The organism is Micromonospora sp. NPDC023737, assembly GCF_040639715.1.
GTDB lineage: Bacteria > Actinomycetota > Actinomycetes > Mycobacteriales > Micromonosporaceae > Micromonospora.
Window position 1 is genome coordinate 115944 of sequence record NZ_JBFAAL010000009.1, and the last position, 13764, is coordinate 129707.

Consider the following 13764-nt stretch of genomic DNA (forward strand, 5'->3'; position numbering starts at 1 on the left):
GGCACACGATCGCCCGGCTCACTGGTCCGGTTCGAGTGTCTCGGCTGGGGCGACCCCGCGCATACGAGGAAGTTCGGGCGGGCCGGACGCTGGCGAGGCGTCGCCGTCGGCACCAGGCCCGGGCTGTCCGCGCCGGGCAAGCACCGCGTCGGCCGCCGCGTGAATGGAGTTGATCACGATGATCGCGGTGGCGACGATCCCGACCGTGCCGGGGAAGTTCCGCTCCAACACCAGAGCGAGCACCACCGCGGTCAACCCGTTCTGCTGTCCCCACGCGAGATGCCGCCGGTCGGCGGTCGGCAGGCCACGCGAGATGGGTACGGACACCAGCAGATGAGCGATGACCGCCGCCAGCCCGAGCACCGCGCCCTCGACCAGGTCGACTCCCTGCAGGAGCAACATGCCCAGCAGGAAGGTGGCGACGAGGTAGGCCGCCTGGGTGGAGCGGCCGACCACGGGGCCGAGGCGGGGCCGGAAGAAGAGCCCGGCGATCGCCAGGCCGAGCATGAGGAACTGCCAGGCGGCGATGAGCACGAGCACGATCAGCAGGGCGACGGCCGTCCACCTCAGGGTGGCCCCGACGCGGGCCCCGACGCGGGCCCCGTCGCGCAGGCCAGCGGCCAGCAGCAGCCGCCACAGCAGCCACGCGACCGCCGCGAAGGCGAGGTTGGCACCGAAGCCGAGGACGAGGTCGAGCGGACGGTCCCCCAGCACGCCAGGGGCGGTGCCGACGGCGCCGCCCCTGAGGTCCAGCGCGATCGCGGTGAGGTAGACGGTCATCAGTACCGTCATCGGGTCGTCGAACGATGCCCAGATCGACAGGAGCGAACGGGCCCGCGGCGACATGCGGTCCGGGCGGCTCATCGCGGCCACCGCCAGCGGGTCGATCTGCGCGACGGCCACGCCCAGCACCAGCGCCGCCGGATCACCGAAGAGCAGGAACATGACGCCGGCGATGAGCGCCGCCTTGGCGATCACCCCCACCGTGACGGCGAGCAGCACCGTGGACAGGTGAGCGCGGACCTCCGCGAGGCTGATGTCGCGAGTACTGCCGACCAGTCCCACCGCCAGCAGGGTCGAGGCAAGGAAGAGATAGGTCGGAGACCCGTCCAGCCCGCGGACGCCGCCGGCCCACGCCACCAGCAGGCCGGTGAACCCAGCGCCGATAACCGCTGCCGTTCTTCCCAGGGCTGTCACATCATCCTCTGTGAACTGAAAGCCGGCCGGCTCGACGATGCCCCTACGAGCAGCGCTGAGCCGGTGGTGACCCGCACGGCGCTCAGGGCAGGGTTTCCACGAGCTGCCGAGCGACCGTCCACACGGCGCGATCCGCCTGGCTGACCGACTCCTGGTCGAGGGTGACGCCGAAGACGTAATCGTCCGCTGAAACCCGGTAATAGTATATTGCGCCCATTTCGACGTCGAGTACCAGTCGCGTGACCTCGCTGGCCACAGCCCGGCGCAGGTCGCGACTGATCTGCAGCGCCAGCAGCGACACGTCGCCGGCGAGGCGGTGATACCGCGCTCGGCGGTCGGCGACCGTGACGCCCCGGTTGAAGAACGGGGCCAGCTCCGGGTGCGCCAGGATGTCGGCAACGGCCGCCCGCTCGCCGGCCCGGTAGTGGCTGACGTAGTGCAGGCCGGCCGGTCGCAGCGCCGCCGCGAAGACCCCCGTCAGATCCGTCGATCCGCCCACGTGCAACGGAACGCCCTCGTCGTCCGCGCCTCGCGGGGACGAGTCAGCCTGCCGCCGCGTGGCGGTCGACCAGCCGCCCGGATTGAGCGACGGCTGCCGCACCAGCCGGCGCAGATCGGTGGCCAGCTGGGCGCCGGCCTGATCGATCTCGCTCACCCGGGTCGGGTCGGCGACGGCGCTGTCCCCGGCCCGCGGGACCGCTCCGAAGCTCACCACGTGTTCGCTGCCGACGACCGAGTTGCAGAAGAAGATGTTCTCCCCCGCCTGGACGACCATTCGTATCAGCGCGCCGCTCTGGAGTTCCCACAGCCGCCGGTCGAGTTCGACCGCCCGGTAGACGACCTGTGCGCCCATTCTGCGGTGGACGTCCCGCCGCTGCCGCGCATCCGCGCCGTCCACCGCAGGAGGGGCGGAGCTGTGCTCGAGCAGATCCAGTGCGAAGTCCAGCACGCCCGACGTGTAGTGCGCGACATGGTAGAGGCCGCAACCCCGAAGCAGCACCTCCCGGCACAGCTCCCGCCGCTTCAGGGATCCCCGGAGGTCCTGCTCCGCCGCTTCCTCCCACAAGGCGTCACGCAGCTGCGGGTCTGTCACCTGGCAACTCCTCAGCTCTGCGGCACGTCGATGTCGGTGTCGGTCAACACGGCGTCGTCGGCGCCGTCGCGCAGCGCGAGGAGCGCGGCCAGGTTGGCACTGGCGTCGATGCTGCACGGATGACGCCGGCCGAGGTAGCGGACACAGGTGAGGTGCGTCGCCTCCTGAAGCCGTACGGCTTCGTCCAGATCACCTCGGGCGGCCAGATGGCCGGCCTGCGCCGTCAGCGCGGCCAGGGTCCACGGGTGGACCTCACCGAGCCTCGTACGCAACGCGCGCAGGCCCCGCTCGCCATTGCGGACGGCCTGGTCGTACTCGCCCACACCGCGTTGGAACAGCCCCAGGTTGACCGCGCAGACAGCGGTGAACGGATGCCCGGGCTGCAACTGCCGTTCGTAGCCTCGCAGGCAACGGATGGCGTGCTCGACGGCGATGCCCACGTCGCCGGTACGGTAATAGTCCACCGCCATGCTGAGCAGGCTCGACCGGGTGAGCGGATGATCCTCACCGAGCAGGCCCCGATAGCCACGGAACGTCTCGGCGCTGCGCTTCTTGGCCGGGATCGTGAGCCCGAGCCGGCGCTCGGTGACCGCGAGGCTACGGTTGACGCGCAGTTCGTCCAGGTGGTTCGCGGCCGGCAGCTCGTGGACCCGCGTCAGCGCTTCGCGCAACGTAGCCAGTGACAGCTCGTAGTCGCCCACCTCCCGCTCGTAGGTGCCCACCTGGCAGGACGCCCGCCAGGTACGTGGGTCCTCCGGCCCGAACAGCGACATCCGATGCAGGAGTTCCTGGCGGGCCAGCCGAAGAGCCTCCCGGGCGTCCCCGGTGAGGAGGAAGGAGAGGGCGAGATTGTTGACCGCCATCCTGGTGTTGGGGTGGCCGTCGCCGACGACCTCGTGGAAGCCCGCCAAGGTGGCCTGATCCTCGACCAGGGCATCCTCGAAGCGGCCCAGCCCGCGCAGGTCGCCACCGCGGCCACGGCCGGCGATCAGCGTCCGGAAGTGCCGCAGGCCGTAGCGGCGGCGCTGCTCGCTGAGCACCCGCTCGTCGAGGTGAAGGGCCTCCTCGCAGTGACCCAGTTCCCGGTGCAGATTGGCCGTCTGGACGAACAGCCGCATCGTCAACTGGTCGAGGTCGCCGGTGGCGCCCCACCGCTCGCATGTCGGCATCGCCAGCTGCAACGCAGTCTGCCACGCGTCACTTTCACGAAGCATCAGGAGATAGCGCAACTGTTTGACGACCCAATGCCGTACCAGCGAGTCATCGGTTTCGAGCGCGCCGGATGGAACGAGGTGCGGTTGCAACTCCTCGAAGATGGTCCGATAACGGAGATCATCGGCTTCAGGATCAGTCGGGGCGTACCCGGCGAGGCCACGCAGCACCTGGTAGTGCCGCTCACGCCGTTCCGGTTCGGGCAGCCCCTCACGCAACAGGACCTGGATGGCGCGGTGCATCCGGAGGGCGGCGTCGCGTCCCCAGTCGACGTCGTACAGCGCGAAGCGTGCGCCGACCGTCAGCACAAGATCGATCTCGCCAGCGTTGAGCAGCATCTCCTCCGCGTCGAGTCCAGCGGCTGCGGCGAGTTGGGTCAGCATCGGCGCCGACCGCAGCAAGGGCAGCGCGATACCTTCCGGTGAGAGGAACGCGCTGAGCTCGGCGAGGCGGATCGCCAAGGGCCCGAATTCCACGCCGTGGAGGGTGTCCAGTGCGAGGTCCAAGACCTGGGCGACGGTGCCGGTACGCGACCCGGGAATCCGCTCTGCTCTATCCTCGTCGATGTGCTGTCGCAGGTGGCTCAAAAGTTCCGCGGCACACGTGCTCACCGCTTCGAGATTGGGCACACCGCCGCGTTCCAACGTCCGCGCGCGCTCGCGCATCCAGGAGGTGGCGAGCCGGAGGGCGAGCGGAAGATGTTCCAGCGCGGTCGCGATGGAGCGCGCGTCGTCGGTGCTGATCCCCAGCACACGTCGCAGCATCGCCACGCTCTCGTCGCCGGTGAACGCCGCGACCTCCAGCGGCGCGGGCAGGTTGGAGGATCCATCGTCCCGCGACGTGATCAGCACGTGCCCAGCCTCGGAAGAAGGCATGAGCCCGGTCAGCAGGCTCCCGTCGTCAGCGTTGTCGTAGACCAGCAACCATCGGGCGATGGAGCCACGAGGGTTGGACAGGGCCGCCAAGGCCGACTCCGCCGCGCCCGCGCCGTCCACGGCGTTGATCTCGTGGGCCAGCTCACCGAGGCTCGCCTGGACGGTTTCGCGGTCCTGGGCCAGGATCCACCAGACCACGTCGTAGTCGTAGGCGAAGCGGTGGGCGAACTCGCGGGCAAGCTCACTCTTGCCCACACCGGCGCCCCCGGTGAGGGTCACCGGCCCGCCCCGGCCGGTCAGGCGATCGCGCAGCCGTTCTAGATAGTCGCCCCGGCCCACGAAGGAATCGTTGCGGGGTGGGAGGTTCGTACGCAGCCGACGATCCACCTCCGCGGGGAAGCGCGAGGCGGTCCGCGAGTCGGCGCCGGACTGGGCGGGTGCGATGAGACCGAGCCGGCTCAGCAGCAGTGACTGTGCCCGAGCGGCGTCGGCACCTCGCAGATCGACGGTGCGGCCCGGGTCAATCGGCTGCTCCGACTCCCGGCCGGCCACCAGCACCCCGATCATCTCGCCCTCGGGTGGGGCGGTCAGCCCGGTACCAACCATTCGGACTACGTTCGGGGACAGGACGGCCAGCACGGTGGCGTCTGCGGGAAGTTCCACTCGGGTAGCGGGCCGCACCACGCGGCAGTCGACGGCGACCATGGCGCGACGCAGTTGTCCGCCGATCCAGTCGGCCCACGGCCGGTCGACCGGGTCGTACACCACGACGATGTCGTCCGGCTCCGCCGCCCGCTCCAGCAGGACGCCACGCCGGTAGCGCTGACGAATCCGCTCCGGCACGGTCGCGGCCCGTAGGACCGAACCTTCGCTGATCCACGAGGTCATCCGCTCGTAGGCCGCCAGGATGCTCGTCTCCTCGCCCGGCGGGTCGGCCAAGGCGGCCAGCACGTCATCGTAGGTGTCATAAGTCTGCTCGGGTACCTCGACAATCTCCACTGTGGATGATGTGCCCCGGGCGGAGTCGTCGAGCAGCTTCGCGAAGGCCCTCCGGGCCGTGTCGCGCGCCTCGCCGTACCATGGCTGGCCGACGTCCCGGAGCGTCGGCGCGGCAAGCACCCGGATGCCGCCGGTGGCCTGCCGCTGGAGCTGATCGGCGAGTTCGGCCGCCTGCTGCATCGCCTGTCGCCGCGGCGGCATGCAGACCACCGCGACGTCGCTGAGGACGGCCGTCTCGGTGATGCTCGGCATGGTGTTCGCCACCGGCGTGTCGATCAGGACGTAGTCGTACGCCGTGTGTTGCAGCAACTGACGGACCCGCGCCGCATCGATCTCGGGACGGTCCTCGGCATCGGCCCCGACGCCGACCATGTCGAAGGTGCAGCTCGAGCCCGCGACCACATAGCGGTAGAGCGTGCCTTGCTCGGGCGCGGGCGGAGCGATCACCGCAGGGACCCGGTGCGACGGCCCGTCCGGATACGGACAGATCAACGAGGCGAGCTCCGCGCCCAGCACTCCCGCCGCCGCAACAGCGTCGACCTGGAACGCGCGCAGGTAGTCGTAGACCCTCGGAGTCCTGGCGCACCAGTCGACGGCGAGTACGCGCTTACCGTTCCCGGCGAGGACCCAGGCGATGTTCGCGACGGCACTACTGCGGCCGGTGCCGTTGGTGGGCGACACGAAGGAGACGATCGTGCCGGCGCTCGCCGCCTCGTCGGCCCCTACCTGCCTGGCTCGACCGGGCGCAGCGCGCCGCTGGGGAACACCGGCCACGGCGGACGAGCCGCCCAGGGAATCAGTCCTCGCCATCGAGGACGCTCTCAAAGCCCGCGTACTGGGCGTCCGGGGCGGCGGTGCGGCGCTCCAGTCGGCGCAGCGCGGCCAGGAGCACCGTGTCCGGCAGCGCGTCGAGCGCCGCGGGATCCACATCGGTGAGGTCGATCAGGTCGGAACGCAATACTTCCTCCCTTGCGTCCATCCCCGATCACCGCCTGTCTGCGCCTCGTCATACTTCCGCGTCGTCAGCCGGACATCGACCGGTGGCCAGATCCACTGCGTGTGGTCATGATAACTGTGCGACGCACCGCCCGGGGCCGCGCACACACAGCGCACCGCCCGCGACCCTCTGGCCGGCCAGGCGTCAGGCCCGCCCAAGCGAGGGCCCAACGAACGGTATGTGTCGATGTATGCTGGCGTCTCATCGTTGGCCGGACCGGCCAGCGACATGACGGCGGAGCTGGCTGATGCCCGGAACCGAGGACAGCCGCCGGGCCGTCGGCACGGCGACACGTCATCCGCCGACCGTCGCGTTCCGGCAGTTCGTGGTCAAGCTACACAGCAGGTGCGACCTGGCCTGCGACCACTGTTACGTCTACACGATGGCCGACCAGCGTTGGCGCTCCATGCCACGGTCCATGCCCGACCAGGTCGTCGACTGGACGGCGGAGCGGATCTCCGAGCACGCCCGGACGCACCGACTCGGGCGCGTCGACGTCGTCCTGCACGGCGGGGAGCCGCTACTGGCCGGGGCCGCCCGGATCGAACGGGCCGTCGCGGCGATCCGGCGAAGCACGACGCCCATACCGGTACGGGTGACCGTGCAGACCAACGGCGTCCGGCTCAGCGAGCCGATCCTGCGCCTGTTCGACCGGCTCGGGCTACGGGTGAGCGTCAGTCTCGACGGTGACCGTGAGGCGCACGACCGGCACCGACGCGGGCCCGCCGGACGAGGCAGCCACGACCAGGTCGAGGCGGCGCTGCGTCGCCTGACCGCCGGATACCCGCACCTGTTCAATGGTCTGTTGTGCACCGTGGACCTGCGCAACGATCCGATCGACACCTACCGGAGTCTCCTGGCGCACCGGCCACCCGCGGTCGACTTCCTACTACCACACGGCACCTGGTCCGCTCCCCCGCCCGGTCGCGCGCCCGATCCTCGGCTCGCGCCGTACGGGCGTTGGTTGATCGCGGTCTTCGACGAGTGGTACCGCACGCCGGGCCAACAGACCCGGGTCCGCCTCTTCGACGAGATTATCCAGGTCCTGCTCGGCGGCACGTCCCGGCTCGCCGGTGTCGGCACCAGTCCGGTCGCTGTCGTGGTGGTGCAGAGCGACGGCGCGATCGAGCTGGACGACACGCTGAGCGCCGCGTACCCCGGTGCCGCCCGGACCGGGCTGCACGTGGCCCGGGACTCCTTCGACCTCGCGCTCGCTCTGCCCGCGGTGCGGGCTCAACAGGCCGGTGTGGACGGCCTCTGCGCGGCCTGCCGCGCCTGCGACCTGCACCCGGCGTGCGGCGGAGGACTACGCACCCACCGGCACCGCGTCGACAGCGGCTTCGACAATCCGTCGGTCTACTGCGCCGACCTCTATCTGCTGATCGACCACATCCGGCGCACCTTGCGCCACGACCTGGTCGCGCTACGGGGGGCTTCGTAGTGAGCGTCGCCGTGCATCACCTGCCACTTTCCGTCCTCGACGAGTTGGCCGCCGGCCGGGGTGGAGTGGCGGCCATCGAACGGTTGCGGGCGGCGCAGAGCAGTAAGACGTTGCTGCTGGTACGGACGCTGGTGCTGCTGTCGCACGAAACCCGCCATCCAGACCGGAAGGCGGTCGAGACCGCGTACCGATTCCTCATCGGCCTGCGCCCCGAAGAGCGGGCGGCGGCGCTCGGCCACCCGCCGGTCGCCGCTTGGGCCTTCGGAACCGCGACGCGGCTGCGCCACGGTGACCCCGGCGCCACGTATCCCGCTCTTCTGGCGGCGGTGGCCGTGGCTGCGGCCGTCCGCGCCGGCATCGACGCCAGTTTCGATGTTCCGTTGGCTCCCACCACCGCAGGCCGACTGCACCTGCCCGGGCTCGGCACCGTGCTGGTCCCGCCGCACGCGACCCGGGCCCACGTCCGATGTCTGGGCGGACGGGCTCAAGCACACTGTGCCGGCGAGCGGGTCATGATCGACGGCGGCTGGACGACTGATCCACGATGGCGACCGGTACCCCGGCTGGACCTCGCGCACGATGGGCTGCGACTGTCTCTGCTGGTGGACACACCCACCTGGTGGCACGTACCAGCAGCCGGTGCGGGGCATCCGCTCGGCGGCCTGGTCACCGATGCACACCAGTGGCGGCACCGCCTCGGCGAGGCGTGGCAGATTCTGGTCGACGGGCACCGGCCCGTCGCCGAGGAGGTGTCGGCGGCGATGCGGGCGGTGGTGCCGATCCCCGCGCCCCGGGCCGGTGCCCGTAGCGGCACCTACCATCACGCGTTCGGCTCGATCGCCATGTCGATGCCGCCGGCGGCCCTGCCCGCGGCCGTCATGCTGGCGCACGAGGTCCAGCACCTCAAGCTGGCCGCGGTGACGGACATGTTCGCGCTCGTGGAGCCGGGGCCTACCGAGCTCTTCTACGCGCCCTGGCGCCCCGATCCACGGCCGTTGGCCGGCCTGTTGCACGGCGCCTATGCCCACCTCGCCGTGGCGGACTTCTGGCGGCGGCAGGCGCGGATGACGCCCGTTCCCGGGCACCGGCACCACGCTCTGGTCCAGTTCGCACGCTGGGCCGCGGCGACGAGCGCGACGGTTCAGGTACTCGACGCGCAACAGCGGCTGACCACTCTGGGAACGCGCTTCGTCCGACGCATGGCCGACGTCCTCGAGAGCTGGGCAACGGAGGCGGTTCCGCCGGAGGCGGCGGCAGCGGCGAGGCGACTGTTGACCGCGCACCGGGCACGCTGGAGGCGGGCGCAGGCGCAAACGGGGTGACAGCAGCGTTCGCCGATCTCCACTACGCTGGGATCATGGGGGAGGGCAACGAGGAGGCCGCGCGTCGTGAGTGTTTCGTCATCGCACCGATCGGCCCCGAGGGCTCCGAGGTCCGAAAACGCAGCGACCAGATCCTCAAACACGTCATCCGGCCGGTGGTCGAGGAGCGAGGCTTCGTCGCTGTCCGGGGCGACGAGATCGAGCGCGCCGGCCTGATCACCTCCCAGGTCCTGGACCGCATCATCCAGAACGACCTGGTGATCGCCGATTTGACCGACCAGAACGCCAATGTCTTCTACGAGCTGGCGGTGCGCCACGCGCTCCGCAAACCGTTCGTGCAGCTGATGGCGAAGGACCAGCAGCTCCCCTTCGACGTACAGGGGATGCGGACGATCCTGGTTGACCACACCGACCTGGACAGCGTCCACGCCGCCAAGGAGCAGCTCGGTCGGGCCATCGACGCGATCGGTCGCGACGCGGACATCGTCACGCCGATGTCGGTCGCGCTGACTCTCCAGGACCTACGCGGATCATCCAGCCCGCGCGAGGCAGGCCTGTCGCAGATCATCGAGACGCTGCCGCAGATGATGGACATCCTCCAGGATCTGCAGCGACATCTGGGGACGGACGGTTCCGACGGCGGCTCGGGCGACGAGGACCATCGACGGTTACGGACGCTGGTCGAGTCGCTTGCCACCCGGGGCAGCGTGAAGGCAGAGGACCTGACCGGGCTGCTCGGCGGGGGCAGCAGCAAGTTCGAGCGGTGGGTGGAGCACCTCGTGCAGCGGGTGGGGCAGCCCGCCAACCACCGGGCGGCGTGACGCCCGACGTGGTGATCCCGTGGCCCGACCACGGCCGGCCGATCGAGGTCCGACCGGCGGTAAGGCCCGCGCCGAAACGGCGCGACACGGCCGCCGGCGGGGCCGGCTGCGGTGGCCGCTGCCCGGGCATGTGAGGATCCGCGCATGCGTGCGGTGATCTTCGACGAGTTCGGTGCCCGGCCCGAGGTCCGCGATGTTCCCGATCCGGTGCCGCCGCCGGGGGGCGTCGTGGTCCGGGTGGAGGCGACCGGGCTGTGCCGTAGCGACTGGCACGGCTGGCAGGGGCACGATCCCGACATCCACGCGCCGCACGTGCCCGGTCACGAGTTCGCCGGCGTCGTCGAGGCGGTCGGTGCCGGCGTACGCGGGTGGCGGCGCGGCGACCGGGTCACCGCCCCGTTCGTGTGCGCGTGCGGGCACTGCCCGGCCTGCCTCGCCGGTGACCAGCAGGTGTGCGAGCGGCAGACTCAGCCGGGCTTCACGCACTGGGGGTCGTTCGCCGAGTACGTCGCGGTGCACGACGCGGATGTCAACCTGGTCCGGCTCCCCGACGACCTGGGTTACCCGGCCGCGGCGGCCCTCGGCTGCCGTTTCGCCACGGCGTTCCGGGCGGTGGTGGCGCAGGGGCGCGTCGCCGCCGGCGAGTGGGTGGCCGTGCAGGGCTGCGGCGGCGTCGGCCTCTCCGCCGTGATGATCGCCGCGGCGTGCGGCGCGCAGGTCGTGGCGGTGGACGTCTCCCCCGCGGCCCTGGAGCTGGCCCGACGCTTCGGAGCCACGGTCTGCGTGGACGGCAGTGCCCTCACCGGCCCGGGGGCGGTGGCCGCCGCCGTTCGGGAGGCCACCGGCGGCGGCGCCCACCTCTCGCTGGACGCGGTGGGCAGTCACGCCACCTGCGTCGCGTCGATCGAGAGCCTTCGCCGGCGCGGGCGGCACGTGCAGGTCGGGCTGCTGCCCACCGCTCAGGGGCGCCCGGCGCTGCCGATGGATCTGGTGATCGCGTACGAGCTGGAGCTGCGCGGCAGCCACGGCATGCCGGCGCACGCCTACCCGGAGCTGCTGCGGCTGGTCAGCGCCGGCGTGCTGCACCCCGCCGACCTGGTCACCCGCACGATCGGCCTCGACGAGACGCCCGAGGCGCTGACCACCATGGACCGGCCTGGTTTCGGCGGGATGTGTCTCATCCGGCCCTGGTGATCGTTCCGTGGTCCGCCGCCTGAGCCGGGCGGGTGTCGACGTCCGGCGTCGGGTTCACACCGACGTCGGCGGTGGTCCGACGTAGCCGCTGCTCCACCGGAACCGGTTGCTCGGCTGGGCGTACTCCTCGATGATGTGCGCGATCCAGCCGGCCGTGCGGGCGATCGCGAAGATCACCTCGGCGGCGCCGGGGCCCATGCCGCTCGTGTGGGCCAGCACGGCGAGGGCGAAGTCGACGTTGGGTCGGCTGCCCCGCCGGACCGCGGTGGTGATCAGGCCGTCCACCGTGCCGCGCAACTCGTCGGGGGCCGGCAGCGCAGCCACCAGGTCGAGGAGAGCGGCCGCGCGCGGGTCGCCGTCCGGGTAGAGCGGGTGCCCGAATCCGGGCAGGCCGCCGGTGCGCAGCGATTCGGCGATCGCGGCCGCGGCGCCGTCGCGCAGTGCCGACTCGATCAGTCGGTGGACCGTCCCGCCCACGGCGCCGTGCATCGGCCCGTCCAGCGCGCCCAGGCCGGCCAGCACCGCGGCGTACGGGTTCGCGCGGGTCGATGCCGCCACCCGTACCGCGATGGTCGAGGCGGCCAGGTCGTGATCGGCGAGCAGGACGAGTGCGGCGTTGAGCGCCCGAAGGCCATCAGCGGTCGCCGGCTTCCGGGTCAGTCGGGGCCACAGGCGGGCCGCCAGGCTGTCGTCCGCGGCCGTCTCCCCGGTGGGGGGCAGCGCGTCGACCATGGTGGCCAGCAGGCCGGGCGCGAGCGCCGCCACGGTGGCCGGCGCCAGGTCGAAGCGCAGCGGATCCATCGCCGCCGCGAGCGCGACGACCACCGGGAGCCGGTCGAAGGTTCGGGCGTGCTCCGGCAGGTGGGCGCCGGCTCGTCTGGCACCGTCGATCGTCTCCGGAGCGGCCAGGAAGGCCTCGCCGCGCCGCTCCCCCGTCCAGAGCCACCGGGCGACCTCTTCGAACGGGGTCACCGGGGCGAACTTCGCGGCGTCGACTCCCCGGTAGTGGAGCCGCCCGTAGGCGATCAACGTCGTGGCGGTCCGCATCGTCGCGGCGGTGTCACGATCCGGCCGCGTCGCCTGGGTACGGGCGGCCAGCCGCTCGACGTCGGCCAGCCGGAAACGGCTGATCCGCTCGCCGGGAACCTTGACCCGGGCAAGCAACCCTCGGCTGACGTACGCGTAGATCGTCTCTGGCTTGATGCGCAGGCGGTGGGCCACCTCGGCGGTCGTCAGTAGCTGGTCGTCCGGCATGTGGCCATGCTCTCATATTGACTGGATCAATGTTGACCGGGTCGCCCGGTGAACGTGAGGCTGCCCGCATGGCTGACACCACCATCACCGTTCCCCGGGGCCTTGCCGGCGTCGTCGTCACCGACACCACGATCGGCCGGGTCCGTGGCCGTGAGGGCTTCTACCACTACCGGCAGTACTCGGCGATCGACCTCGCCGAGCGCCGCACGCTGGAGGACGTCTGGGCGCTGCTGATCGACGGCTCCCTGCCGGCGGAGCCGAAGGCCCTGCATCGGGAGATCGCGCCGCTGCGCCACGTACCGCCGGCGGTCGCCGCCGCGCTGCCCGGCATCGCCGCCGCCTGCTCGTCACCGGACCCCATGGGTGGGCTGCGTGCCGCGCTCGCGGTCGCCGGGCTCGCCGCCGGCGCCCGCCCGCTGTACGACACGTCGCCGGCCGAGCGCCGGGCGCAGGCCATGGCGCTCTGTGCGCTCACGCCCAGCCTGCTCGCGGCGCTGTACCGTCTGCGGGCCGGCCTGGAGCCGATCGCTCCGCGCGACGACCTGCCGCACGCCGCCAACTACCTGTACATGATCAGCGGTGAGGAGCCGTCCGAGCCGCAGGCGCGCGCCATCGAGCGGTACCTCATCGCGACAGTGGACCACGGCTTCAACGCGTCGACCTTCACGGCGCGGGTCATCGCCTCCACCGGCGCCGACCTGTACGCGTGTATCGGCGGCGCGCTCGGCGCACTCTCCGGTCCCCTGCACGGCGGCGCCCCGAGCCGGGCCCTCGACACCCTCGACGCCATCGGCACCGTCGACCGGGCCGACGCCTGGTTGCGCGCGCGCATCCTCGGCGGTGAGCGGATCATGGGATTCGGGCACCCGATCTACCGCACGGAGGACCCCCGGTCACGGATGCTCAAGGGGATCGCGCGGGAGCTCGGCGGGGATCTGGTGGACTTCGCCGTGGCGGTCGAGGAGCGGGTGCTGTCGCTGCTGGCGGAGCTCAAGCCCGGCCGGGAGCTGCACACCAACGTGGAGTACTACGCGGGCGTCGTCATGCACCTGTGTGGCCTGCCCCGGGAGATGTTCACGCCCACCTTCGCGGCCAGCCGGGTCATCGGGTGGTGCGCGAACGTGCTGGAGCAGGCGGAGGACTCGAAGATCATTCGGCCGGACTCGCGGTACGTGGGGCCCGGCGCGCCGCAGCCACTGCCCTGATCGGCCCTGCCGGGCGGTCTCGTCGACCAACCGGTGGAGTTCCGGTTAGCGACCGCGCGGCCCGGCTCGCTCCAGTAGTTTCGGATTGGGCCGGCCGCGGGCTCCGCCCGCCGCTGTCGCCTTCGCGGCGGCCCAGCCACCGGCCGGGCATCGT

10 protein-coding genes are annotated in these 13764 nt (G+C 71.4%); 5 read left to right on the top strand and 5 right to left on the bottom strand.

What is annotated here, in order from left to right; all coding sequences use genetic code 11:
- Nucleotides 1-18: 18 nt before the first annotated feature.
- The 4 genes from AB0F98_RS20200 to fxsA form a co-directional block, all read right to left on the bottom strand.
- Entirely contained in the window at nt 19-1197 is a 1179-nt protein-coding gene (locus AB0F98_RS20200; protein WP_357737418.1) for a hypothetical protein, read from the bottom strand.
- A gap of 82 nt (nt 1198-1279) precedes the next feature.
- On the bottom strand, nt 1280-2290 hold the full coding sequence (locus tag AB0F98_RS20205) for a hypothetical protein (RefSeq protein ID WP_357737420.1): 1011 nt from the start codon (nt 2288-2290) through the stop codon (nt 1280-1282).
- Nucleotides 2291-2301: 11 nt separating this feature from the next.
- Nucleotides 2302-6057, bottom strand: a complete 3756-nt coding sequence (fxsT, locus tag AB0F98_RS20210; RefSeq protein ID WP_357737422.1) for an FxSxx-COOH system tetratricopeptide repeat protein — start codon at nt 6055-6057, stop codon at nt 2302-2304.
- Nucleotides 6058-6172: 115 nt separating this feature from the next.
- Nucleotides 6173-6355, bottom strand: coding sequence for an FxSxx-COOH cyclophane-containing RiPP peptide (fxsA, locus tag AB0F98_RS20215; protein ID WP_357737424.1), 183 nt, complete (start codon nt 6353-6355; stop codon nt 6173-6175).
- A gap of 265 nt (nt 6356-6620) precedes the next feature.
- Here fxsA and AB0F98_RS20220 point away from each other — a divergent pair, with 265 nt between their 5' ends.
- From AB0F98_RS20220 to AB0F98_RS20235, 4 genes are all read left to right on the top strand, one after another.
- Nucleotides 6621-7814, top strand: a complete 1194-nt coding sequence (locus AB0F98_RS20220) for an FxsB family cyclophane-forming radical SAM/SPASM peptide maturase (RefSeq protein ID WP_357737426.1) — start codon at nt 6621-6623, stop codon at nt 7812-7814.
- Entirely contained in the window at nt 7814-9136 is a 1323-nt protein-coding gene (locus AB0F98_RS20225; RefSeq protein ID WP_357737428.1) for an HEXXH motif domain-containing protein, read from the top strand. The genes AB0F98_RS20220 and AB0F98_RS20225 overlap by 1 nt, the downstream gene beginning before the upstream one ends.
- A gap of 35 nt (nt 9137-9171) precedes the next feature.
- Nucleotides 9172-9957 (top strand): hypothetical protein, encoded by a 786-nt coding sequence (locus AB0F98_RS20230; RefSeq protein WP_357737430.1) that lies wholly within the window; start codon nt 9172-9174, stop codon nt 9955-9957.
- Between the two features lie 144 nt (nt 9958-10101).
- Nucleotides 10102-11151 carry a zinc-dependent alcohol dehydrogenase family protein gene (locus AB0F98_RS20235; RefSeq protein ID WP_357737432.1) on the top strand — a complete coding sequence of 350 codons (1050 nt, stop codon included), beginning with the start codon at nt 10102-10104 and terminating at the stop codon, nt 11149-11151.
- Between the two features lie 54 nt (nt 11152-11205).
- Here AB0F98_RS20235 and AB0F98_RS20240 read toward each other — a convergent pair whose 3' ends face one another.
- Nucleotides 11206-12405: a citrate synthase gene (locus AB0F98_RS20240; protein WP_357737434.1), complete on the bottom strand. Its 1200-nt coding sequence runs from the start codon at nt 12403-12405 to the stop codon at nt 11206-11208.
- Between the two features lie 68 nt (nt 12406-12473).
- On the opposite strand from AB0F98_RS20240, the gene AB0F98_RS20245 reads away from it, so the two are divergent.
- The gene (locus AB0F98_RS20245; RefSeq protein WP_357737436.1) at nt 12474-13610 is read left to right on the top strand and encodes a citrate/2-methylcitrate synthase; all 1137 of its coding nucleotides are present in this window, start codon (nt 12474-12476) and stop codon (nt 13608-13610) included.
- The last annotated feature ends 154 nt before the right edge of the window (nt 13611-13764 follow it).